Here is a 20,967-nt window from a genome sequence, read left to right on the forward strand (position 1 = left end):
CCTTCGTCCGGCGCCGTGCCGCACCGGTCAGTGCTTCTGCTCGCTCTGGTCGTGCGGCCCGCCCGGCTCCTTGATGCCGGTCACGGCCGTATCGGTGAGCGAGCTATCGCCCTGGATCGCGATGTCGCCGAGAGAGACGATGCCGACGAGCCGCTTGTTGCGGTCCATCACCGGCAGCCGCTGAACCTTGAGACGGGCCATGTTCTTGACGACGTGGTCGAGCTGCTCGTCCTCGTAGCAGTACTTCACGTCGCGGGTCATCGCCTCCTCGACCCTGGTGTCCGGGCCTTTGCCCTGGGCCACGGCGCGCACCGTGATGTCGCGGTCGGTGATCATCCCGACGAGCCTGTCGCCCTGGGCCACGGGCAGGATGCCGGCATCGAGGTCGGCCATCAGCCTGGCGGCCTCGCGGATCGTCACGTCGGGGGTGGTGGTCTTGACCGTGCGGGTCATGACGTCGCTGACTTTCATGGCTGCCTCCGTGTGATCACGGCCATTACCATAGCCGTCACGCGGCCCAGGGAAGTCCAAGGGCTGCGCGGTACGGCTGCCTAACGCCCGCCTCCTTGGGGGGTTCCGCCGAGGAAGCTCGGCCTTCGGCCGATCGATCGGCACCCTGGGAGTGCCGGACCAGGTGCCCCGGCTCACCTCGTGGAACCTGCCCTTTCACCCGTCGTTGGAGAGGTCGTCGGGCGCGGACGGCGCCGGGACCGGATCTGGAGCGGAGCCATGGCCACAGCCCCTTACGCGCAGCGCAGCGTCCCCGATCTTCTGAGCGATCCGACCCGCCTCGCCTGCCTTCTCGGCGGCGGCCTCCTCACCCTCCTGGGCGCGCGTCGCGGTGGCATGCTGGGCGCGGGCCTGGTGCTCGCCGGCGGGGCGGTCGCCTTCAAGGGCCTCGCCGATCTGCCACTCGCCGGCGAGGGTGGCATGCTCGAGGAGGGGCTGCACCGGCTCGAGCGCACCCTGCCCACCGGTGCGGTCAAGATCGCCCGCAGCATCACGATCGGCCGGCCGCGCGAGGAGGTCTGGCGCTTCGTGCGCGACCTGTCGGGGTTTTCCCGCTGGGCGCGCCACGTCGAGAGCGTGATCACCACCGATGACGGCCGCAGCCACTGGATGGTCCGCGCCCCCGGCGGCACGCGGATCGAGTGGGACGCGATGATCGAGGCCGAGAGCCCGAACGAGCGCATCTCCTGGCAGACCCTGCCGGGCAGCGAGATCCGCCACGCCGGGGTCATCACCTTGCGCGACGCCCCCGGCGGGCGCGGCACCGAGCTGATCTTGCGCCTGAACTACGAGGCGCCGGGCGGTGTCCTCGGCCGGACCATCGCCCGGCTCATGGGTGAGGAGCCCGGCATCCAGGCACGGGACGACCTCCGCCGCCTGAAGCAGCTCCTCGAGACCGGCGAGATGGCGACCAACGCGATGCGGCCGGAGGATGCCGGCCGGGAGAGGTTCTGATGCGCGCCTTGTGCTGGAACGGGATCGACGATCTTCGGACCGAGCGCGTGCCCGATCCGGGGATCGTCAATCCGCACGACGCCCTCGTCCGGGTGAAGCTGTCCTCGGTCTGCGGCTCCGATCTCCACCTCCTGGGCGGCTTCGTGCCGACCATGAAGCCCGGCGACATCATCGGCCACGAGTTCCTGGGCGAGGTGGTCGAGACCGGCAGCGAGGTCAAAAAGCTCCGCCGCGGCGACCGGGTGATCGTGATCTCGATCATCGGCTGCGGCCGCTGCTGGTTCTGCGAGCACGATCTCCATTCCTTGTGCGACAACACGAACCCGAACCCGAGCGTCGCCGAGACCGCCTACGGCCACGCCACCGCCGGCATCTTCGGCTACAGCCACGCGTTCGGCGGCTATGCCGGCAGCCACGCCGAGTACATCCGCGTCCCCTTCGCCGACGTCGGCGCCTTCAAGGTCCCCGATGGCGTGCGCGACGAGCAGGCCGTGTTCGTCTCGGACGCGGTGCCCACGGGCTTCATGGCGGCCGATCTCGCCGGAATCGAGCCCGGCGACGTGGTCGCGGTCTGGGGCTGCGGCGCCGTGGGGCAGATGGCGATCGCGAGCGCCTTCTTTCTGGGGGCGGAGCGCGTGATCGCGATCGACCGCTTTCCCGACCGGCTCCAGGCTGCGAACGAGCGCTACGGGGCCGATATCGTCAACTACGAGCAGGCCGACGTCTATGAGGTCCTCATGGAGACGACCGGCGGACGCGGCCCCGACCGCTGCCTCGACTGTGTCGGCCTCGAGGCCCACAGTCCCGGCCTCGGCCACTACTACGACAAGGCCAAGACGGCGCTCATGCTCGAGACCGATCGGATCTCGGTCCTGCGCGAGGCGATCCGCTGCTGCCGCAAGGGCGGCACGGTGTCGGTGATCGGCGTCTATGGCGGCTTCGTCGACAAGTTCCCGATGGGAGCGGTCATGAACAAGGCGCTCACCATCCGTGGCGGCCAGCAGCACGGCCAGCGCTACGCCGAGCGCCTGTTCGGCTATATCCGGAACGGCAAGCTCGACCCGTCCTGGCTATTGACCCACCGCCTGCCGCTCGAGCGCGGGCAGGAGGGCTACATGATGTTCAAGCACAAGGAGGACCGCTGCCTGCGGGTCGTGTTCGACCCGACGCTGGAAGCCGCCTGAGCGGGCTGTTATCCTCCTCAGGAGTGGAGTGGCAGGTTCATGGGTCGGATCGTCGTCGAGGGGCTCGCCGAGCAGATCGCGGCCGAAGCCGCGGCTTGAATGGCGCGGCCGGTTCCGCGAGGCTGAGCGTTCGCTGGACGAGGAAAGAGGAGCCCCGCCATGCACGCCATCTGCACGACCTGCGGTACGCAGTTCGCAGCCAGCGAGGCGCCGCCCGAACGCTGTCCCGTCTGCGAGGACGAGCGCCAGTACGTGGGCTGGGGCGGCCAGCGCTGGACCACGCTCGAGGAGCTGCAGGGCGCCCACAAGCTCGCCGTCCGCGATCAGGGCGACGGCCTTCTCGGCCTCGGCATCGAGCCCAAGTTCGCGATCGGCCAGCGTGCGCTCCTGGTGCCGGCGCGCGCCGGGAACGGCGGCCCCGGCCGCAACGTCTTGTGGGACTGCATCAGCCTCGTGGACGCGGCGGCGGTGCGCGTGATCGAGGCCCTGGGCGGGCTATCCGCGATCGCCATCTCGCACCCGCATTACTATGCGTCGATGGTGGAATGGAGTCGCGCCTTCGGCGGCGTGCCGATCTGGCTCCACGCCGCCGACCGCGAATGGGTCGTGCGCCCCGATCCCGCGATCCGCTTCTGGGACGGCGACGCGCTGGAGCTCGGGCCGGGCCTCACCCTCCTGCGCCTCGGCGGCCACTTCGCCGGCGGCACCGTGCTTCACTGGGCCGATGGCGCCGAAGGTCACGGCGTGCTGCTCGCCGGCGACATCCTGCAGGTCGTGCAGGACCGGCGCTGGCTCAGCTTCATGTACAGCTACCCGAACTACCTCCCGCTGCCCGCCGCCACGGTGCGGCGGATGGCGGCGATGCTCGATCCCTACCCGTTCGAGCATCTCCACGGCGCCTGGTTCGATGCCGCGGTGCAGGGCGACGCCAAGGCGGCCGTGAAGCGCTCCGCCGAGCGTTACCTGCGGGCCCTGGGCGAAGGATGAGAGCGAGGCACCCTCATCCCCCGACCGGCCGGCTCACAGCACGAAATCGGTAGCGGTGAGGGCGATCTTGCCCGTGAGCTGGATCTCGAAGTCCGCCACTTTGTCCCCGTTCACGTCGCCCTGCACGATGGTGTTGCCGCTGTCATAGAGGTAATGGAGCTGGCCCGCGGCGGTGAAGCCCTTGGTGCCGATGAAGGTGAAGGCCTGATCGCCCGCAATGCCGCTCTTGGCGTCGATCGAGACGAGGTCGATCCTGTCGCTGCCGCGCTGGAAGTCGGCGATGATGTCGCGGCGGCCGAGGCCGACGCCGGTGTCGCCGAGATTGATGTCGAACACGTCCTTGCCGGCCTCGCCGTACATCCGGTCGTAGCCGGAATCGCCGGTGATCCTGTCGTCGCCGACACCGCCGTAGATGGCATCGTTGCCCGCACCGCCGAACAGCAGGTCGTTGCCGGCAAGGCCGCGCAGCTCGTTGGCGCCGCCGCTGCCACGGATCTCGTCGCCATAGGCCGAGCCGATCGCGTTCTCGATGCCGTAAAGCCGGTCGAGCTCGCTGCCGCGCGTCGCCGTGCCGGTTGCCAGATCGATCTTGGTCGCGACACCGCTGACCTCGACGCTGATCGTGTCCGTGCCCGCACCGCCGTCCAGGAGATCGTCTTGGTCACCGTCGAAGCTTGCCCCTTCGGTATAATCCTGATCGACCGCGATCACCTTCGCATCGGTGAAGGACGTGCTCGCATCGAGCGACGCTTGGATCGTGTAGGCGGAAGGCGTTCCATCGTACACCGTGTTGACGCCACGTGCATCGAGGTAATAGATGCCCGATGAGCGAGCAGTGAAATCGAAGCTTGCTTCGTAGGAAATTCAGTAGAATTTCTCGTGCGCATCAACAGATTTGATGACGTTCCCGTTCGCGTCGCGCAAGGTCAGCGAGTAGATCGAGCCATACTCGCCATCGACACGGAAGGCATAAGACTGACCTTTGTTCAGGTAGATCCTGAACCAGTCGGAGTCGCCATCCCGATCGAAGTCGCTCTCCGACGCCACCCCGAGCATCAATGTGGCATCGGTGCCGATGTTGCCAGGAATATCCGTCACTGATTCATATCCTCGATTGACCGCTTAAAGCGTAATCAGAAGGATGTTCATAGCGTCCAGGTTGTCAATCATTGCTCCGGCGGTCCTGATATGCCCTATCGTATCGGGACGGGTCCATGATGCAGGCGCGTCCCGAATGCCGGAATGATTTGTCATTCCAAGAAAATAAACCTATAGTCAAGGCATGACGACCTGCCAATCTCCGGCCGGTCCCGCAGCCCGATGGCCGCACCGAGCTTCCATCGGGGAACATCCCCACCGGCACGAGCGAACCCGACCTCGGCAGCAGCTACTCGCTGCCGAGCGTCCGCTTCAGTCGAACACCGCCCGATCGGCATTCCTGGCCGCGTCCAGGCCTTTGATCGTCTCCTTGCCGACGAGCTTGCGCAGGATCGTGTCGGTGAGGTCGGCCCCGGTGAAATCGGCCCCGATGATGCTGGCACCGGTGAGATCGGCGCCGCCGAGGTCGGCTCGGGTCAGATCCGCACCGTCGAGCCGGGCCTTGCCGAGCTTGGCGAAGGCGAAGTCGGCGCGCGCCAGCCTGGCGTCGGTGAGATCGGCCGCTTCGAGCACCGCCCCCCTGAAGCTCGCCCGCATCAGGCCCATGGACTGGTTGCGCATGTCGGCGGACCCGTCCGCCGCGCGCAAGGAGGCGCCGCGCAAGGAGGCGTTGTCGAAGCCGGCCGCGATCCTGGCCCGGTCGAGCCTGGCCCCGTCGAGCTTCGCGCGCAGGAGCTGAGCCTGGAACAGGCCGGCCTCGGTGAGGTCGGCCTGGGAGAAGTCGGCCTCGAGCGCCCAGGCGAGATCGAGCCAGGCACCGGCGAGGCGGGTGCCCTTGAGCGTGGCGCGGTTGAGCCGCGCCCAGCGCAGATCGGCCGCGGCGAGATCGAGGCCCGAGAGGTCGAGCCCGTTCAGGCTGCGGTCGTGGAGATCGACACGGCCGTTGCGCGCGACCGCCTCCGCCGCCATCGCCGCCACCTGCTCACGGGTCAGCTCGGCCTTGACCATGCGCGGCGAATCGAGGTCGACGTGCCGCATCATGTCCTGGGCGCTCGGTCCCCGCTGCGGGATACCCGCCGCAAAGGCCGTACCCAGAGCACCTTCCAGCAACCGCCGCCGCGTCGTCATGGCCATCGCCCGTCCGGCGGGATCCCCGCAACGGGGTTCCCCGCGGTCTCGATGCTAGCCGATCCGAGCTTGCGCCGGGAAGGCCGGGATCAACCGGCGGCGCTCTCCGCCTCGGCCGCAGCCGCCGCCTGTTTCTTGCTGCTGCGCGCGCGGCGGTTCTGCGCCAGGCGCTCCTGCTTCGCCGCCTTCCTCGCCGAGAGTTCGGCCTCGATCGCCGGCAGCACGGCCGCGGCCGAGGCGCGCTGCTGCGCCGAGCCCGCCTCCTTGAGACGCACGGCATTGGCGTGCAGGTTGTTGAGGTCGGCATCCGCCATACCCGGCAGCTTGTCGACGAGGCTCATCGAAGTCCTCCGCTCGCTCGCCGGCCGCGGTGCGGCGCGGCATTCCTGGTCCCAAAACAGCGACACCCCCCGGAAGCCCGGAGGGTGTCGTCTGGCCGAGGCTGCGATCGCCCTGTTAGGAGGCGCGCTGCAGCTCCTCGGCCGAGCTCTTGCCGTTCTTGCCGCGTACCAGACGGTACTGCACGCGGTCGCCCTCGCGCAGCTCGCCGAGCCCAGCCCGCTCCACGGCGGAGATGTGGACGAAGGCGTCAGGGCCGCCCTGGTCGGGGGTAATGAAGCCGTAGCCCTTCGTCGCGTTGAACCATTTGACCGTGCCGGTCTGCATCAAATCACCTCGGTAGGTGGGTCGTGCACGCCGGGCGACAGACCGCGGCGTGAGGTGATCTCTGGCGTCTGTCCTGGAGAGTGGCCGGTAGAACCGGTCGGCCGGAAGAGCGGGTAGAGAACCTGAAGCTAAGATGGAACGTGCCGTGTCTTTCCGCAAGGGCAAATCGGCAGGAGCATCACCACGCGAAAGCCGGCCGAAGAAACAGCGGAATTGGCCGCTCCCGGCATACCGCCGTAGGCTTCTGATCCCTTCACCCATCCTCCCGCGCGATCTAGTCTCGAGGGTGGACGGTCCCGGCTTTCCGCTGGTCCGCCTGCCTGTGAAGGTGCCGCCATGGCGAAGGATCGCCGTCTCAGCGCCATGCTGCCCTCCGCCGGGTCCGGTCGTACCCGATCCGGACCCGGCGTGGCGCTGGCCGGATGCCTCGTGCTCCTCGCCGGCTGTGGCCGGGGCGAGGCCCCGCCCGCGTCCGTGGCCGACCTCGCCTGGCGCTGCGCCGACGGCCACGTGCTGCGGGTCCTGTTCCAGGAGGAGCAGAACAGGGCGGTGCTCACCACGAGCAAGGACGCGCTGACCCTCACGCGCTCGCCCGCCGACCGGGGCCGCCGCTTCACCGCTCCGGGCTGGGAGCTCTGGGCCGTGCGCGACGAGGCTCTGTTCACCTATCCGGGCGGTGTCCAGACCTACTGCCGTTACCGGCCCTGGTTCGATTCCTGACCGGGCCGCGCGCCCGAGCTTTCCATCCGGGTTCTCCTGCGCCATCATCGCGCGAGCCCGGCCTGCACCCGGAGGGGAAATGCCCTCGCCCGTCCCGCGCTCTTTGATCGCCCTCGCTGCCGCCGCCATGATCACGGAAGGCCCGACCCCTGTCCCCGGTGCTACCGTGCCCGAAGCGCGTTGGCATGGAGCGCCGGCCCGATCGACGCAGCCTGCACCTTCCGTCGAGGTCGTCCTTCCCCTGGATGCGGGCGGCCTCGGCCCCTGCGCCGACCAGAGCCGCCATCCCGGCCGCGCGCGCGTCGACAGCACGGGGCCGTTCGATCTCGAGACCGACGCCACGATCCCACCAGCCGACCTCGGCTGCTGAGTCTGCGTGCAAGGCCGGCTCGTCTCGCAACCCCGGCCGCGTCTCGGTGTTAGCAGGATCGGGCCCGTGACGGCCGAGCCGAGGCGTTCGGGGAAAAGGAATGAGGCTCGCCACCAGTCTGACCGATGCGGCCCGGAGCGCGCTGCGCTTCCTGGCACGCCCCGTCCATGTCGTACGAGACGACGGCGGCGTCGTGCTCCAGCCCTATCGGGGCTACGGCTCGAAGGAGGAGATCTTTCTGATCGGCCGGGTGTTCCGCGAGCCGCCGCGCCGCGCGGAAGGTGCGCCTTTGGGCAGCCTCGCCCGGCTCGGCCGTCACCTCTTCCGCCACGGCATCGGCGCGGCACCGGTCCTCGCCCGCTTCGGCGGCGCGGAGCAGCGGGTGGTGACCGACGCGGACGGCTATTTCCGCATCCATCTCGAGATCGCGCAGCCGCCGCCCGATGACCGACTCTGGCATCCCATCCCGCTCGAGCTGTTGCAGCCCGTGCGGCTCGAGGTGGAAGGCGAGCTGTTCATCCCGCCCACACGCTGCCGCTCCGTCGTGATCAGCGACATCGACGACACGATCATGGAAAGCCGGGTCGCGAGCCTGCCCCGGATGCTGTGGCGACTGTTCCTGCAAGGCGCGCACCACCGGCTCGCCTTTCCCGGCATGGCGGCGCTCCTGCGGGCGTTCCATCGGGGCGCTTCGGGCGAGGCGTTCAACCCGATGCTCTACGTCTCGCGCAGTCCCTGGAGCAACTACGAGATCCTGGACGAGTTCTTCCACCTCCACCTCATCCCGGTCGGCCCGCTCCTGTTCCTGCGGGAATGGGGTATGACGCTGCAGAACCCGCTGCCCCGGCGCGGCAAGAGCCACAAGCTCGACATGATCCGCCACATGCTCGCCCTCTACCGCGAGCTGCCCTTCGTCCTGATCGGCGACAGCGGCCAGCGCGACCCCGAGATCTACACGCGTCTCGTCCGCGAGCATCCCGGCCGCGTGCTCGCCATCTACATCCGCAACGTCAGCCGCAGCCCGGAGCGCCGGGCCGCGATCGAGGCGCTGGCGGCCGAGGTCGCGGCCGCCGGCAGCAGCCTGCTGCTCGCCGCCGACAGCCTCGCCATGGCCGAGCACGCGGTCGAGCACGGCCTGATCGCGGCCGAAGCCCTCGCCGAGGTCGCCGCCGAGCGTGCACAGGAGCCCGAAGCACCCGCACCGGCCACGACCCGCACCATCGTCCGTCCGACACCGGAGAAAACGCGGGCCGCGGTCGAGCGCGGCCGGCTCGATCAGGCTCTGGACCAGGGGGCAGCAGGTGGGACGCCGCCCAACGTCGTGGTCGAGCCGGAGGACAGCCGCCGCCTCTGAGCAGGTGCGCCGGGCATGGCCGATGCCCGCGAGGCTGTGGGAACGGCATCGCGGGCGTTCGTCGGCCCTTCCTACCCGCGAGCGCGAGGAACATGCCCATGCCGCGACGCCCATCATCCCTGCTCGGTGCCGCGATCCTGCTCGGCGTTGCCGCCTGCGCCAGCGTGCCGGTCGAGACGGACCGCACGGTAGCGGGCGATCCGGCCGAGGTGCGCAGTCGCATCGAGGCCGAGATCATCCGGCTCGGCTTCACGCGGACGACGGACGGCACGAGCGGCGTCGTCACGGCATCGCGCAGCGGAACGCCCGCCGCCTGGATGTCCTGCGTGCCCGAGATCGTGGGTCAGGAGGACCCCGAGCGCCGCATGGTGACGGTCCAGAGCCGCCACGGCACGGTCCGCGTCACGCTCGAGCCCGCCGCGGGCGGGACTCGCGTCGTCATCGCCACCGACTTCACGGGCACCTACCGCAACCCCTACACAACCTATCCCTTCGAGAAGCCCTGCCGCTCCACCGGGGTGGTCGAATCCCGTCTGTTCGCTGCCGCGAGCGCCGGCCCGACATCCTGACCCTCTTTCAGGGCATGGAGAATGGCCCGGGTGGCCGCGGCCGGGTCGTCCGCCTGCATCACGGCGCCGACGACCGCCACGCCGGCGGCGCCCAGCGCCCGGCACGCCGCCGCCGTCGCCGCGGTGATTCCGCCCAGCGCCAGCACGGGCAGCCCGGCCGCGGCCGTGGCGGCACCCAGCCGCGCGAGACCGCCGCTGTCGCCATGGCCGGGCTTGCTCAGCGAGGGCAGGACCGGGCCGAAGGTGACGTAGTCCGCTCCGGCAGCGCCGGCCGCCGCGATCTCGGCCGGGTCATGGGTCGAGATCCCGATGACCGGTTTCGGCCCGAGCCGCGCGCGCGCCGCGGCGACGTCAGCACCCGCGGGCAGATGCAGCGCCGGCAGGCGCAGGTCTGCAGCCGCCTCGAGATCCGCATGGACGCCGATGCAGGCCCCGCAAGAAGCCGCGCGCTCGAGAAGCCGGACGAGAAGCCGCCGTCTTTCCGAGGGCGGCAGGTCCCTCTCGCGCAGGCTCACCCAGCGGCAGCCGCCGGCGAGTGCTGCCGCCACCACCTGCTCGAGCGGCCGGGACGCGAGCTTCCGGTCGGTGATCAGCAGCAGGCGATCGGGCAGCCGGCTCACTCGATGAGACCGAGCTGCGGGCTCGACGCCTCGGCGTAGCGTCGCCGCGGGATCCGTCCGGCCGCCCTGGCGCCGATCCCGGCCTCGACCGCGTGGCGCATGGCGGCCGCCATCCGCACCGGATCGTGCGCCTTCGCGACGGCCGTGTTGAGCAGCACCCCGGAGCAGCCGAGCTCCATCGCGAGCACCACGTCCGAAGCGGTGCCGATCCCGGCATCGAGGATCACGGGCACGCCAGCGCGGCTGCAGATCAGCTCGAGATTGTAGGGGTTCAGGATGCCCATGCCCGAGCCGATCGGCGAGCCCAGGGGCATCACCGCGGCGCAGCCCACGTCCTCGAGCCGGCGGCACAGGACCGGATCGTCGGTGCAGTAGGGGAGCACCACGAACCCATCGCGCACGAGCGCCTCGGCTGCCGTCACGAGCTGCTCGGCATCGGGGTAGAGCGTCTCCCGGTCGCCGATCAGCTCGAGCTTGACCCAGCTCGTGCCGATGGCCTCGCGCGCGAGCTGGGCGGTAAGGACGGCATCCTGGACGGTGGTGCAGCCCGAGGTGTTGGGCAGGAGCCGGTAGCGGTCGCCCAGCACGTCGAGCAGGCTGCCGCCATAGGCATCGAGGCTGATCCGCCGGATCGCCGCCGTTACCACCTCGGCCCCGCCGGCCTCGAGGGCGGCCGTCAGCACCTGTTGATTCGGGTAGCCGGCCGTTCCCATGAACAGCCGCGAGCGCAAGGCCACCCCTGCAATCTCGAGCCGGTCGCCGCTCGGGGCGCCGTTCGTCTGCCCGTCCATGGCTCAGCCTCCGACGGAGAGGCGGATGATCTCGACGCGATCGCCCTCGGCGAGCCTGGCTCTGGCCCATTCCTGCCGGTGCACGACGACACGGTTGACCGCCACCGCCAGGCCGCGCGCCCGCTCCTCGAGCCCGCACTCGCGCAAGAGCTCGGCCACCGTCTCGGCGCGCACGGTCTCCTCGCTGCCGTTGATCCGGACCTTCTTCATGCCGATGCCTCCTCGCTCATGGCCGGCGCTCGCGACCCGTGCCGGGCGAACCGCTCGAGGCCGAAAGGCCGGATCTCGGGCGGGCGCTCGCCCGTGAGCACGAGCCGGGCCGTGGCCTCGATGGTGATGGGTGCGAGCAGGATGCCATTGCGGTGATGCCCCGTCGCCACCGTCAGCCCCGCCACCGGGGTCGGGCCGATGATCGGCGCGTCGTCGGGCGAGCCCGGCCGGAACCCGACCCACATCTCCTCGATCGGCAGCTCCTCGATCGCCGGCAGCGCCCGCCACGCGCTCTCGAGCAGCGCCAGTACGCCGCCCGCGGTGAGCGTCGCATCGAAGCCTCTCTCCTCGACGGTCGCACCCACGATCAGCCGCCCGTTCCGCCGCGGCACCAGATAGACCTTGGGCGCCCAGACCACGTGGCGCAGGAGCGGTGCTGCCGGGTCCATCCGCAGCGCCAGCATCTGCCCCTTGATCGGCCGTACCGGCGGCAACGCTTCCGGCGGGATGCCCTGGATCCGCCGCGACCATGCGCCCGCGGCGAGTAGCACCGCATCGGCGGGCAGGCACCGCTCGGCCGCGCGCACGCCCGTCACCCTGCCACCCTCGATCACGACCGCCTCGACCGGGGATGCCTCGTGCAGCCTGCCGCCCGCCGCCGTGAACGCCCGGACCAGCGCCGTCACGAGGGCGCGGTTGTCGACCTGATGGTCGTGCGGGCTTAGGACGGCGCCGGCGATCCCGGGCCGCAGGAACGGCTCGCGCTCGCGCAGCTCGCGCGCCCCGAGCCAGCGCAGCTCGATCCCGAGCCGCTCCTGGAACGCGACGTTGGCCCGAAGCCTGGCGAGATCGTCGCGGGTCAGCGCCAGAACGAGGGTGCCCTCCTCGCGCAGGTCCGGATCGATGCCGGTTACCGCCCGCAGCTCCTCGGCGAAGCCGGGCCACATCGCCTGGCTCGCCCGCGTCAGTGCCAGCAGGCCTTCCTCGCCGGGCTCGGTCTCCACCCCGGCCGCCAGCATGCCGGCCGCGGCCCAGCTCGCACCTCGTCCGGCTGTGCCGGCGTCGAACAGATCGACCGCGCAGCCGGCCTGCACCAGGCGCCAGCCGACGCCCAGGCCCACGACACCGGCACCGATGATGCTCACCCGCTGCGGGTGCTTCGCCGCAGCCTCGAGGACGGGTTCGATCGGAGCTCTCCGTTCGCTAGCATTACCTAGGTCACGTTCCGTGGGTATGCTCTCAGCCGACCGGCGATGCCGGTCAGCACCCCAAAGCTCGTGCCCGCATAGTCCGCGATCGGCGCTCCCGAGGCAAGCCCCGGCGTCAGGTCACGAGACGGTCCCGCTCTCTCAAGGCAGGAAACCAGCGTGCCCACAGGCCCGCGACGACCAGCGTGCCGATGCCGCCCACGACCACGGCCGGCACCGCCCCGATCAGGGCCGCGAGCACGCCCGATTCGAACTCGCCGAGCTCGTTGGAGGCGCCGATGAACACGGCGTTCACGGCAGCGACCCGGCCGCGCATGGCATCCGGCGTCTCGATCTGCACCAGGGTCTGCCGCACGAACACGCTGATCATGTCGGCGGCCCCCATGACGAACAGGAAGAGCAGTGACAGAGGCAGGCTCGTCGAAAGGCCGAAGCCGATGGTGGCGAGGCCGAACACGGCGACGGCTTGGAACATCCGCCGGCCCGTGCGCCGCGACAGCGGCCGATGCGCCAGGAGCACCGCCATGACCACCGCCCCTACGGCCGGCATGCTGCGCAGGATGCCGAGCCCCCACGGGCCGACATGGAGGATGTCGCGGGCATAGATCGGCAGGAGCGCCGTCGCTCCGCCCAAAAGCACGGCAAACAGGTCGAGCGAGATGGCGCCCAGGATCGCCGGTCGCGAGCGGATGAACCGGATCCCGGCGAGGAGCCCGGTCCAGCTCGCCTTCTCCTGTATCCCTCGAACGCCGCGAGGGTGCATGGCGAGGAGGAGAAGGAAGGTGAGGGCGAAGCAGAACGTCGCCGCCGCGAACACGACCGTGCCGCCGAAGGCGTAGAGAACGCCGCCGAGTGCCGGCCCGGCGATGGTCGCGGTCTGCCAGGCCGAGGAGTTCCAGGCGACCGCGTTCTTGAAATGCTCGATGGGGACGAGGTTCGGTACCAGCGCCTGCCCCGCCGGGTTGGCGAAGGCGCGCGCCGTGCCGAAGAGCAGGATCAGGGCGTAGATCGGCCAGACCGGGGGCGTGTTCTGTCGGGCGACGAGGAGGAGCCCGGCGGCGCTCGCCATGGTGAGGGCATAGCAGAGCAGGAGCACGCCCCGCCGGTCGAACCGGTCCGCGACGTGGCCGGTGAGGAGAGCGAAGCAGATCGCCGGCAGGAAGCCCGCGAGACCGACGAGCCCGAGGGCCAGGGGATCGCGGGTCAGATCGTAGACCAGCCAGCCCACGGCCACGGTCTGCATCTGGATCGCGAGCGCCGAGAGGAACCGCGCGGCGCAGTAGAGCGCGAAGTCGCGGTGACGGAAGGCCACCCATCCGGAAAGGCGCTGTTCGTGGGCGCTCGTCGTGTCCTGCATCTGCCCGATCCACCTTCTGGCAGCACCCGAGAGGGCATCGCCGCCTGCCCCGAAACGGGGCTGGGCACGATGCGCCGGAGAGCGACACCTGACAATGCCGGCCCGACGCGCTGGCCGCGAGCAGGCATCGGGCTTGATTTTCCCGCTCGGGCTCGCTAGCTCTCGGCCAGCGTCCCCATCGTCTAGCGGTCAGGACACAGCCCTTTCAAGGCTGGAACACGGGTTCGATTCCCGTTGGGGACGCCAGCAAAATCAAGCATTTAGCCTAGGTCAGCTCTCGCGGCAGCTCATACGGCAACGGTACGGCAAACCTGCCGCTGCCCAGATGTGGATAGCGGCGGACGACTGCGGCCAGAGCCTTGCTGAGCGCTGCCGCAGCGTGCGACGCTGACGGTCGGGATCGAGCAGGAGGATGACGGCCGCCGACTGGCCGAGGCGCCGGCCGTACCGGGAGCGATGGCCTACGGCGCCACGCCCGAGGAGGCGAGCGGATCGGCTGGTGCATCAAGCCTCGATCCGGTTCACACCGCACGCTGGCGCGCGGCGGTTGGGACGACGTGGTGTTCGCCTTCCACGACGAGGAGGAGATCGGCCCGAAGATGCTGGCGCGGATCGCGCGCCGCACCGGGCTCGAGCCGGGCGACCTTGAGGGTGCCGCCGGTCGGTGTTGGCGACCGACCTCCTTGCCGGCGGTTCAAAAACATCGGGACGCTTCGCGCTACCCCCGTCGCATCCGGAATAGCGGTCGGGTTCAGCCGATCCCGGTGGCCGCGATCCGGATCCGAAAGCAGGCCTCGCGGTCGGCGATGTCGGTCATGACGACGGAGGCTTCTGCCCGTACTGCAGAACCTGGACCTTCTCGAGGGTGACGAGGCCGCTGCCCATCATGCCGTCGAGGACGGGAAGAAACTGCCGGATCTTGTCCTCGCTGTCGACGATCTCGATCACCAGCGGCAGATCGGCGGACAGGCGCAGGATCTTCGCCGTGTGCAGCCGGCTCGAATGGCCGAAGCCCATCGGCCCGCGCAGCACGGTCGCACCGGCGAGGTGCGCTTCCCGCGCCTTCATCACGATCGCCTCGTAGAGCGGCTGGTGACCATGGCGGTCGCTCTCGCCGAGAAAGATCCGCAAGAGTACGGCGTCGCGTGGAACCTGCATGGGCCCTGCCCCTAATCGTTGATCGCGGCTGCGGCCACGTGGCCGAGCCAGACCGAAAGCATGCAGAGCACGACCGAGAGCACGATGTTGAGCCCGGCGAGCAGCCATTCCTCGTCGCGCAGCAGGCTCAAGGTCTGCAGGCTGAACGAGGAGAAGGTGGTGTAGCCGCCGCAGATGCCGACCATGACGAACTGGCGGGCATTGGGGCTCACGAGCAGCCTGCCGTCGGGTCCGGTGAGCGTGGCGAAGAAGCCGATGATGAACGAGCCGACGACGTTGACCAGCATCGTGCCCCACGGGAAGGTGCCGCCGAAGCGCTCGGCCACGAAGCCCGAGCACCAGAAGCGGCCGATCCCGCCCAGAGCGCTGCCGAACGCTACCCAGAGATAGGTATCCATCAGGGTAGCCGCCGCAGGAGGTCGAAGCGCATGGGCTGGGAGAAGGCGCGGCCGCCGTCGGGTGTCGGCTCGCCCAGGCTCGCGAACAGCCGCTCCAGCTCGGGCTCGACCTGCGCCAGCGCCTCGGCCCGCGCCGGGTTGGCGGTGAGAAAGCGCGCGCGGGTGGCGGCCCAGGAAGGCTCGGCGATGCGGGTGTCGTAGCAGCCTTCCTGCACGAGGCGCAGGCCCGAGGCACCGGCGGCGTGGAGCGCCCTGAAGGCCTCCCTCCGCGCTTCGGTCTCGTCCTCGAGCGGCTGGAGCAGGGCGAAGTAGTCGCCCTCGGGCAGAGGCTCGACGACGAGGAGCTCGCCGCCGCTGGCGAGCACGCGGGCGGCCTCGACCAGAGCCTGCCACTGCCGGGCGAGCGGCACGTGGTGCAGGCTGTTGAAGTAGAGGACGAGGTCGAGGCTGCCGGAAGCGAACGGCAGAGCCTCCCCCACCCCCGCCACGAGCGGCACCGCGGGCGCTTCGGCCCGCGCCCGCGCGAGCTGGGCCGGATCGGGATCGAGGCCGATGGGAGCGGCACCCTCGCGGGCGAGCCAGGCCAGCAGCCGGCCGGCACCGCAGCCCGCCTCGAGCGCGCGGCGGCCCCTGAACGCGGTGGTCTCGCGCAGGACATCGGTGTGGCGGCGGACCGGGAGCGGCATCGCGTGGCGGCCTCGACGGTTGGCGGGCGTCGCCGTCCGTCCTAGCCTTCCCGACGGGTCAGGGACAAGGAGGCACGGTCATGCTGCAGCGTCTCGACAATACCAGGCGCATCCGCGCCCCGCGCGGCCGCACGCTCACCGCACGGAGCTGGCAGACGGAAGCGGCCTTGCGGATGCTCATGAACAATCTCGACCCGGAGGTGGCGGAAGCGCCCGAGGAGCTCGTGGTCTATGGCGGCATCGGCCGGGCGGCGCGCGACTGGCTCTGCTTCGACGTGATCGCGGCCTCTCTTCGGGACCTCGCCGAGGACGAGACGCTGCTTATCCAGTCCGGCAAGCCCGTGGGCGTGTTCAGGACCCACGCCGACGCGCCACGCGTGCTGATCGCCAACTCGAACCTCGTGGCACGCTGGGCAACCTGGGAGCACTTCCACGAGCTCGATAAAAAGGGGCTCATGATGTACGGCCAGATGACGGCCGGCTCCTGGATCTATATCGGCAGCCAGGGCATCGTGCAGGGCACCTACGAGACCTTCGCCGAGGCCGGGCGGCGGCATTATGGCGGCGATCTCGCCGGGCGCTGGATCCTGACCGGAGGGCTCGGCGGCATGGGCGGCGCGCAGCCGCTCGCGGCGACGATGGCGGGAGCCTCCTGCCTCGCCGTCGAGTGCCGGCGCTCGCGGATCGAACGGCGGCTGGAAACGCGCTATCTCGACCGCATGGCGGAGACGCTCGACGAGGCGCTCGCGATCATCGAGGAGGCCTGCCGCGCGAAGCGAGCGGTCTCGGTCGGGCTCGTCGGCAACGCGGCCGAAATCTTCCCCGAGATCTGGCGGCGCGGCATCCGGCCCGACATCGTGACCGACCAGACCAGCGCGCACGATCCGCTGCACGGCTACCTGCCCCGCGGCTGGGACGTGACCGCCTGGGAGGCGGCGCAAGAGACCGATCCGCAGGCCGTGGAGCGGGCGGCCAAGGAATCGATGGCGGTGCAGGTCCGCGCCATGCTCGACTTCTATCATGCCGGCGTGCCGACGCTGGATTACGGGAACAATATCCGCCAGTTCGCGCTGGAGATGGGAGTAGCGGACGCGTTCGACTTCCCCGGGTTCGTTCCGGCCTACATCCGTCCGCAGTTCTGCCGCGGGCGGGGGCCGTTCCGCTGGGCGGCGCTCTCCGGCAACCCGCAAGACATCTGGAGGACCGATGCCAAGGTGAAGGAGCTGTTTCCCGACGATCCGCATCTCCACCGCTGGCTCGACATGGCGAAGGAGCGGATCGCGTTCCAGGGCCTGCCGGCCCGGATCTGCTGGCTGGGCCTGGGCGAGCGGGCGAAGGCAGGGCTCGCCTTCAACGAGATGGTGGCCAGAGGCGAGCTGGAAGCGCCCGTGGTGATCGGGCGCGATCATCTCGATTCCGGCTCGGTCGCGAGCCCGAACCGGGAAACCGAGGCCATGCGCGACGGTTCGGACGCCGTGGCGGACTGGCCGCTCCTGAACGCGCTCTTGAACTGCGCCTCGGGCGCCACCTGGGTCAGCATCCATCACGGCGGCGGGGTCGGGATCGGCTACTCGCAGCATGCCGGGATGGTGGTGGTGGCGGACGGCACGCCCGAGGCGGCGCGGCGGCTGGAGCGGGTACTGACCAACGACCCGGCGAGCGGTGTCATGCGCCATGCGGATGCCGGCTATCCCGAGGCGGTTCAATGCGCCCGCGAGCACGGATTGAAGCTGCCGATGGTGGCGGCGATGGAGGCAGGATGAAGGGAACCGCGGCGATCGTCGTCGTCCTTCTGGGATTTCTCGTCGCAGCGGGCGTCATCGCTTGGTGGGGCTGGAGCCAGCTCGCCGACGTGCAGATGGGCGCCAACGGCTATATCGCGCTGGGCTTGGGCGTGGTGGTGACGCTGGCACTCGGGGTCGGGCTGATGTGGCTGGTCTATTACAGCCACCGGCACGGCTACGACGAGCGGATCGGCCGGCGCTGAAGGAAGCTCCGGATCAGGTCCGGAACGTCGCTGCCGAGGTAGTAGCGGCGGGCTTCCAGTCCTTCGGCCAGCATCGCGGCGAGGTGAAAACCCAGCTCCTCCGGATGCTCGCAGACCCGGATGGGCTGATATTCGGCAAGGCGATGCACGAGCGCCGTCTGGTCGTTGCTCGGGTTCGCGCGCGTGACCCGGCCGCGGCGCGGGACCACCAGGATCGGCCTGCCCGCCCGCATGGCCTCGCCCAGAAGGCCCACGCCGCCATGGCAGACGACGAGCGAGGCGGCCGCGATGCGCGCCTGGAGTGCCGTGGGTGGCAGGAAGCGCGCCCAGTCCAGATGGCGCGGGATCGCCCGCGAGCCGCCGATCTGGGCAAAGCCGCGAAGGTCGAGCGCTTTCGCCGCCGTGTCGGCCGCCTCGACCAGGGCGTCGAAGCCGTGAATGAACGTGCCGACCGCGACCAGGAGCGTCAAAGGAGCGGTCCTCGCGCCAGGATCGCGCGCGGGAACGCGCGAAGCTTCTCCGGCCACGGGACGATGAAGAGATCGGCGAAGGGATAGAGCAGCCGGCCCGAGAGGCTGGGCTCGAGCTCGCCCGTGGTCTCGACGAAGACCAGCCGGGCACCCGCGAGGCGGGCCAGGATGCAGACCGGGACGGCGACGTCGGCCCCGGTCGAGATCACGAGCCGCGGCCGCTCGCGGAGCACGATCCGGAGGGCTTGGAGCAGATTCAAGAGCGTGCGCCAGGCCGAGCGGCGCGGATGGCAGACGTGATAGATCCGGCGCGGCGGCTCACGTGGCGGGCGGCCGCCCGCGAAGGTGACGTCGAACCGGTCCGAAAAACGGATGCCGGCCGTGGCGCGCTCGAGCTCGGCCAGATGCCCGCCCGGCGAGTAGGCCCAGCAGGTGCGCCGGGTCTCGATCCAGAGCAGCTCGCTCATGGGGAAAAGGATGCCACGCGTTCGGGGAACAGCGTCGCGAGGCGGCCGTCGCGGTCGAGGATGACGAGCAGCCGCTCGCGTTGGTCGAAGCGGCGCAGCGATTCGGGGCTGTCGTAGGCATAGAGATCGAGCGGGATGAGGCGAAGGAAGGCCTCGGCGCGCAGGCGCAGAAGCAGCAGGTTGACCGCGAGCCAGGCACGAGCACCCGGCGGGAAGACGAGGCGGAGGTCGAGATCGGACCGCTCGCTGCGGATGACGCCTCTGTCGCCGCGCGAGCCGATGCAGACCGCCTCCCTGAGCCGTGGTCGCGTGCGGAGGTCCGCGGCGGCGGCCAAGAGAAAGCGCTCGAGCGCTGCCGGCTCGCGGTGCCAGAAGCGGGCGTAGCGGACGCAGACCCAGAGCTGGCCGTTGAGGGTGAAGCTCATGGTGTGCGCCGCGACGAGACCGGACAGAAGAGCCATGGGTGCTTCCAGCCACCACCCGGCGGCTGCGGCCAGAAGCAGGGCCAGCACCAGCTCGGCCGGGAGGCGGAACGCGAGCTCCTTCCGGTCCATTCCGCGCATGCCCTGCAGGCACCAGTTGACCGCGAGGATGAAGGCGAGGCTCTGCATCGGGCGGGCGAACCACGGCGAGCGCGGCCGGATCGGGAAGAGCTTGGACTTGGGAACGCCGAAATCGGTAGCCATGAAAGAGATTTTCAATCATTAGTTGTCCATGATGTCAACCGTCCGGCAGCGGCAGGACCCGTGACCCGCCTCCTGACCCGCCTCCTGCTCCTTTCCGTCTGCGCCTTCGCTGCCCTTTCCTCCTCGGCGGCGGCAGCACTCGGATTCGAGGAGGAGCGGATCTTTCTGTTCACGGGCCTGCTCGTGCTGCTCCTGCTGCTGCCGTTCCTGGTGCGGCCGATGCTGGCGCAGCCGAGCGGGCCCGTCGTGATCTTGTGCCTGCTCGCGGCCTGGATCGTGCTCACGGGTGCCGGCGGCGAGAGCTTCTCTCCGGTCGACGCCAAGTTCGTCCTGCCTCTTCTCGTCCTCCTCGCCGCCCCCGATCTCGCCCGGCATTTCGATCCCGAGGGCCTGCTGCGGCTCGTCTGGTGGCAGCTTTCGATCTACGTGGCGCTCACCTTCGCCCACCAGGCGCTGGCCGGGCCGGCAGCGGTGGCGCGCGGCTACGCGAGCATCGTGCGCTACGATCCGACGGGCTCGGTCGTGATGCACAGCAGCCTGAGCTTCATCCACCTCGTGCTAGCCGGCACCCGGCTGCGGCAGGAACTGCGGCCCGCGGATCGCGCGCTCACGCTGGCGCTGGGTGGCATGGCGCTCGCCATGGTGCTGATGACGGCGACCCGGACGGTGCTGCTGACGGGCGCTCTCACCGCGCTCCTCCTGCTCCGGGTCTCGCCCCGGCCGGCCGAGGCGGCGATGCGGCTGGGCATGGCGGGGCTCGGCTTCGCCTTCGCCTTCTCGGGCTGGACGCTTCTCGTCAGCGACAGCTTCTGGCTCCGGCTCACCGGCGGACAGGAGGACTACAGCTCGGGCCGCTGGGCCAGCGTCGGGCACTGGCTGGCACTCGCGGGCGAGCACCCGTTCGGGCTCGGGCTGGGTGCCGTGCGGGCGATGCTGGCCGACGGCCGGCCGGCGCTCGATGGCGTCCAGCTTCTGGAGTGGCCGCACAACGAGCTGGTCCGGTTCTATCTCGAGGCAGGACCGCCGGGGCTCCTGTTCGTCGTCCTGCTTCTGTCGCTCCTCGTGCACCGGGCCGTGCGGGCAGCACGGGCGGAGGCGGAGCCCGTGCGTCGAGCGCTCGTGTGCGCGATCGCGGCCGATCTCGTGACCGAGGCGTGCCTGCAGAACCTGTTCAACGCGGTCTACCACGCGACCGTCCTGATCCTGACCCTGAGCCTCACGATCGCGGCCGGGCAGCGGCAACGGGCGGATGATGCCACCGAGCGCACCCCGGCGCCGTTTAGGCCGCCGACGGCTCCTGAAGCTCGTCGCCGGCTGCCTACCTGACGACGGCGTCGGGCTTCGACTAACATGTCCTGTGTCGGGTCGGCATCCAATCCGGGCGAGGGG

At 70.1% G+C, this 20,967-nt stretch carries 27 protein-coding genes, 1 tRNA gene, 1 pseudogene and 1 riboswitch; of the genes and pseudogenes, 12 read left to right on the forward strand and 17 right to left on the reverse strand.

All coding sequences use genetic code 11. The features are described from left to right. Window positions 1-27: 27 nt before the first annotated feature. Window positions 28-471, reverse strand: a complete 444-nt coding sequence (locus U1T56_RS09615) for a CBS domain-containing protein (RefSeq protein ID WP_418159248.1) — start codon at window positions 469-471, stop codon at window positions 28-30. A gap of 258 nt (window positions 472-729) precedes the next feature. On the opposite strand from U1T56_RS09615, the gene U1T56_RS09620 reads away from it, so the two are divergent. The 3 genes from U1T56_RS09620 to U1T56_RS09630 all read left to right on the forward strand — a co-directional run bounded on the left by U1T56_RS09620 (window position 730) and on the right by U1T56_RS09630 (window position 3,635). Continuing rightward, window positions 730-1,464 carry an SRPBCC family protein gene (locus tag U1T56_RS09620; RefSeq protein WP_418159249.1) on the forward strand — a complete coding sequence of 245 codons (735 nt, stop codon included), beginning with the start codon at window positions 730-732 and terminating at the stop codon, window positions 1,462-1,464. Further along, the gene (locus U1T56_RS09625; protein ID WP_418159250.1) at window positions 1,464-2,648 is read left to right on the forward strand and encodes a zinc-dependent alcohol dehydrogenase; all 1,185 of its coding nucleotides are present in this window, start codon (window positions 1,464-1,466) and stop codon (window positions 2,646-2,648) included. The genes U1T56_RS09620 and U1T56_RS09625 overlap by 1 nt, the downstream gene beginning before the upstream one ends. Before the next feature lie 159 nt (window positions 2,649-2,807). Then, on the forward strand, window positions 2,808-3,635 hold the full coding sequence (locus tag U1T56_RS09630; RefSeq protein ID WP_418159251.1) for an MBL fold metallo-hydrolase: 828 nt from the start codon (window positions 2,808-2,810) through the stop codon (window positions 3,633-3,635). Between the two features lie 33 nt (window positions 3,636-3,668). Here U1T56_RS09630 and U1T56_RS09635 read toward each other — a convergent pair whose 3' ends face one another. The 5 genes from U1T56_RS09635 to U1T56_RS09655 form a co-directional block, all read right to left on the reverse strand. Further along, window positions 3,669-4,421 (reverse strand): M10 family metallopeptidase C-terminal domain-containing protein, encoded by a 753-nt coding sequence (locus tag U1T56_RS09635; protein WP_418159252.1) that lies wholly within the window; start codon window positions 4,419-4,421, stop codon window positions 3,669-3,671. 78 nt (window positions 4,422-4,499) lie between these two features. Then, window positions 4,500-4,733: a PPC domain-containing protein gene (locus U1T56_RS09640; RefSeq protein ID WP_418159253.1), complete on the reverse strand. Its 234-nt coding sequence runs from the start codon at window positions 4,731-4,733 to the stop codon at window positions 4,500-4,502. 312 nt (window positions 4,734-5,045) lie between these two features. Continuing rightward, the gene (locus tag U1T56_RS09645) at window positions 5,046-5,861 is read right to left on the reverse strand and encodes a pentapeptide repeat-containing protein (RefSeq protein ID WP_418159254.1); all 816 of its coding nucleotides are present in this window, start codon (window positions 5,859-5,861) and stop codon (window positions 5,046-5,048) included. 89 nt (window positions 5,862-5,950) lie between these two features. Beyond that, window positions 5,951-6,202, reverse strand: a complete 252-nt coding sequence (locus tag U1T56_RS09650; RefSeq protein ID WP_418159255.1) for a hypothetical protein — start codon at window positions 6,200-6,202, stop codon at window positions 5,951-5,953. A 115-nt stretch (window positions 6,203-6,317) separates the two neighbouring features. Beyond that, complete coding sequence (locus U1T56_RS09655) at window positions 6,318-6,527, reverse strand: cold-shock protein (RefSeq protein ID WP_418159256.1); 210 nt, start codon at window positions 6,525-6,527, stop codon at window positions 6,318-6,320. Window positions 6,528-6,863: 336 nt separating this feature from the next. Between U1T56_RS09655 and U1T56_RS09660 the strand changes: the two genes are divergently transcribed. The 4 genes from U1T56_RS09660 (at window position 6,864) to U1T56_RS09675 (ending at window position 9,540) form a co-directional block, all read left to right on the forward strand. Further along, window positions 6,864-7,247 carry an MliC family protein gene (locus U1T56_RS09660; protein ID WP_418159257.1) on the forward strand — a complete coding sequence of 128 codons (384 nt, stop codon included), beginning with the start codon at window positions 6,864-6,866 and terminating at the stop codon, window positions 7,245-7,247. A 79-nt stretch (window positions 7,248-7,326) separates the two neighbouring features. Beyond that, window positions 7,327-7,617 (forward strand): hypothetical protein, encoded by a 291-nt coding sequence (locus U1T56_RS09665; RefSeq protein ID WP_418159258.1) that lies wholly within the window; start codon window positions 7,327-7,329, stop codon window positions 7,615-7,617. 100 nt (window positions 7,618-7,717) lie between these two features. Continuing rightward, window positions 7,718-8,971, forward strand: a complete 1,254-nt coding sequence (locus U1T56_RS09670; protein WP_418159259.1) for an App1 family protein — start codon at window positions 7,718-7,720, stop codon at window positions 8,969-8,971. A 98-nt stretch (window positions 8,972-9,069) separates the two neighbouring features. Then, window positions 9,070-9,540: a hypothetical protein gene (locus tag U1T56_RS09675; protein ID WP_418159260.1), complete on the forward strand. Its 471-nt coding sequence runs from the start codon at window positions 9,070-9,072 to the stop codon at window positions 9,538-9,540. Here the strand turns inward: U1T56_RS09675 and U1T56_RS09680 are convergent. From U1T56_RS09680 to U1T56_RS09700, 5 genes are all read right to left on the reverse strand, one after another. Then, window positions 9,456-10,160, reverse strand: coding sequence for a thiamine phosphate synthase (locus U1T56_RS09680; RefSeq protein ID WP_418159261.1), 705 nt, complete (start codon window positions 10,158-10,160; stop codon window positions 9,456-9,458). The two genes, U1T56_RS09675 and U1T56_RS09680, sit on opposite strands and share 85 nt — an antisense overlap. Next, window positions 10,157-10,951 (reverse strand): thiazole synthase, encoded by a 795-nt coding sequence (gene thiG / locus U1T56_RS09685; protein WP_418159262.1) that lies wholly within the window; start codon window positions 10,949-10,951, stop codon window positions 10,157-10,159. Before thiG ends, U1T56_RS09680 begins: the two co-directional genes overlap by 4 nt. A gap of 3 nt (window positions 10,952-10,954) precedes the next feature. After that, window positions 10,955-11,161 (reverse strand): sulfur carrier protein ThiS, encoded by a 207-nt coding sequence (gene thiS / locus U1T56_RS09690; protein ID WP_418159263.1) that lies wholly within the window; start codon window positions 11,159-11,161, stop codon window positions 10,955-10,957. Continuing rightward, the gene (gene thiO / locus U1T56_RS09695) at window positions 11,158-12,300 is read right to left on the reverse strand and encodes a glycine oxidase ThiO (RefSeq protein WP_418159426.1); all 1,143 of its coding nucleotides are present in this window, start codon (window positions 12,298-12,300) and stop codon (window positions 11,158-11,160) included. Before thiO ends, thiS begins: the two co-directional genes overlap by 4 nt. 39 nt (window positions 12,301-12,339) lie before the next feature. After that, window positions 12,340-12,442, reverse strand: a riboswitch (TPP riboswitch). Window positions 12,443-12,484: 42 nt separating this feature from the next. After that, window positions 12,485-13,726, reverse strand: a complete 1,242-nt coding sequence (locus tag U1T56_RS09700; RefSeq protein WP_418159264.1) for an MFS transporter — start codon at window positions 13,724-13,726, stop codon at window positions 12,485-12,487. Between the two features lie 171 nt (window positions 13,727-13,897). Here U1T56_RS09700 and U1T56_RS09705 point away from each other — a divergent pair. Together U1T56_RS09705 and U1T56_RS09710 are read left to right on the forward strand one after the other, a co-directional pair. After that, window positions 13,898-13,972 (forward strand) — tRNA-Glu (locus tag U1T56_RS09705). Between the two features lie 242 nt (window positions 13,973-14,214). Continuing rightward, window positions 14,215-14,373, forward strand: a pseudogene (locus tag U1T56_RS09710) (type II toxin-antitoxin system HicA family toxin); the annotation flags it as partial. A gap of 166 nt (window positions 14,374-14,539) precedes the next feature. On the opposite strand, the gene U1T56_RS09715 reads toward U1T56_RS09710, so the two are convergent. The 3 genes from U1T56_RS09715 to U1T56_RS09725 are packed head-to-tail and all read right to left on the reverse strand — an operon-like array spanning window position 14,540 to window position 15,968. Continuing rightward, window positions 14,540-14,884, reverse strand: coding sequence for a DUF190 domain-containing protein (locus U1T56_RS09715; RefSeq protein ID WP_418159265.1), 345 nt, complete (start codon window positions 14,882-14,884; stop codon window positions 14,540-14,542). 11 nt (window positions 14,885-14,895) lie between these two features. Further along, complete coding sequence (crcB, locus tag U1T56_RS09720; RefSeq protein WP_418159266.1) at window positions 14,896-15,282, reverse strand: fluoride efflux transporter CrcB; 387 nt, start codon at window positions 15,280-15,282, stop codon at window positions 14,896-14,898. Beyond that, window positions 15,282-15,968: a class I SAM-dependent methyltransferase gene (locus U1T56_RS09725; RefSeq protein WP_418159267.1), complete on the reverse strand. Its 687-nt coding sequence runs from the start codon at window positions 15,966-15,968 to the stop codon at window positions 15,282-15,284. Before U1T56_RS09725 ends, crcB begins: the two co-directional genes overlap by 1 nt. Before the next feature lie 80 nt (window positions 15,969-16,048). Between U1T56_RS09725 and hutU the strand changes: the two genes are divergently transcribed. Both hutU and U1T56_RS09735 read left to right on the forward strand, forming a co-directional pair. After that, window positions 16,049-17,731 (forward strand): urocanate hydratase, encoded by a 1,683-nt coding sequence (gene hutU, locus U1T56_RS09730; RefSeq protein WP_418159268.1) that lies wholly within the window; start codon window positions 16,049-16,051, stop codon window positions 17,729-17,731. Next, window positions 17,728-17,955 (forward strand): hypothetical protein, encoded by a 228-nt coding sequence (locus U1T56_RS09735; RefSeq protein WP_418159269.1) that lies wholly within the window; start codon window positions 17,728-17,730, stop codon window positions 17,953-17,955. Before hutU ends, U1T56_RS09735 begins: the two co-directional genes overlap by 4 nt. On the opposite strand, the gene U1T56_RS09740 is transcribed toward U1T56_RS09735, so the two are convergent. Genes U1T56_RS09740 through U1T56_RS09750 form a run of 3 tightly spaced genes read right to left on the reverse strand, consistent with a single transcriptional unit; the run spans window position 17,928 to window position 19,578 of the window. Beyond that, window positions 17,928-18,425 carry a glycosyltransferase gene (locus U1T56_RS09740; protein ID WP_418159270.1) on the reverse strand — a complete coding sequence of 166 codons (498 nt, stop codon included), beginning with the start codon at window positions 18,423-18,425 and terminating at the stop codon, window positions 17,928-17,930. The genes U1T56_RS09735 and U1T56_RS09740 overlap by 28 nt on opposite strands. Continuing rightward, window positions 18,422-18,892 carry a UDP-N-acetylglucosamine--LPS N-acetylglucosamine transferase gene (locus tag U1T56_RS09745; protein ID WP_418159271.1) on the reverse strand — a complete coding sequence of 157 codons (471 nt, stop codon included), beginning with the start codon at window positions 18,890-18,892 and terminating at the stop codon, window positions 18,422-18,424. The genes U1T56_RS09740 and U1T56_RS09745 overlap by 4 nt, the downstream gene beginning before the upstream one ends. Then, a complete protein-coding gene (locus U1T56_RS09750; protein WP_418159272.1) occupies window positions 18,889-19,578 on the reverse strand; it encodes a hypothetical protein in 690 nt (229 codons plus the stop codon). Before U1T56_RS09750 ends, U1T56_RS09745 begins: the two co-directional genes overlap by 4 nt. Before the next feature lie 60 nt (window positions 19,579-19,638). On the opposite strand from U1T56_RS09750, the gene U1T56_RS09755 reads away from it, so the two are divergent. Further along, window positions 19,639-20,904 (forward strand): hypothetical protein, encoded by a 1,266-nt coding sequence (locus tag U1T56_RS09755; RefSeq protein WP_418159273.1) that lies wholly within the window; start codon window positions 19,639-19,641, stop codon window positions 20,902-20,904. Window positions 20,905-20,967 lie beyond the last annotated feature (63 nt).

The sequence above is a fragment of the Benzoatithermus flavus genome (assembly GCF_037908215.1).
Taxonomy (GTDB): domain Bacteria; phylum Pseudomonadota; class Alphaproteobacteria; order Geminicoccales; family Geminicoccaceae; genus Benzoatithermus; species Benzoatithermus flavus.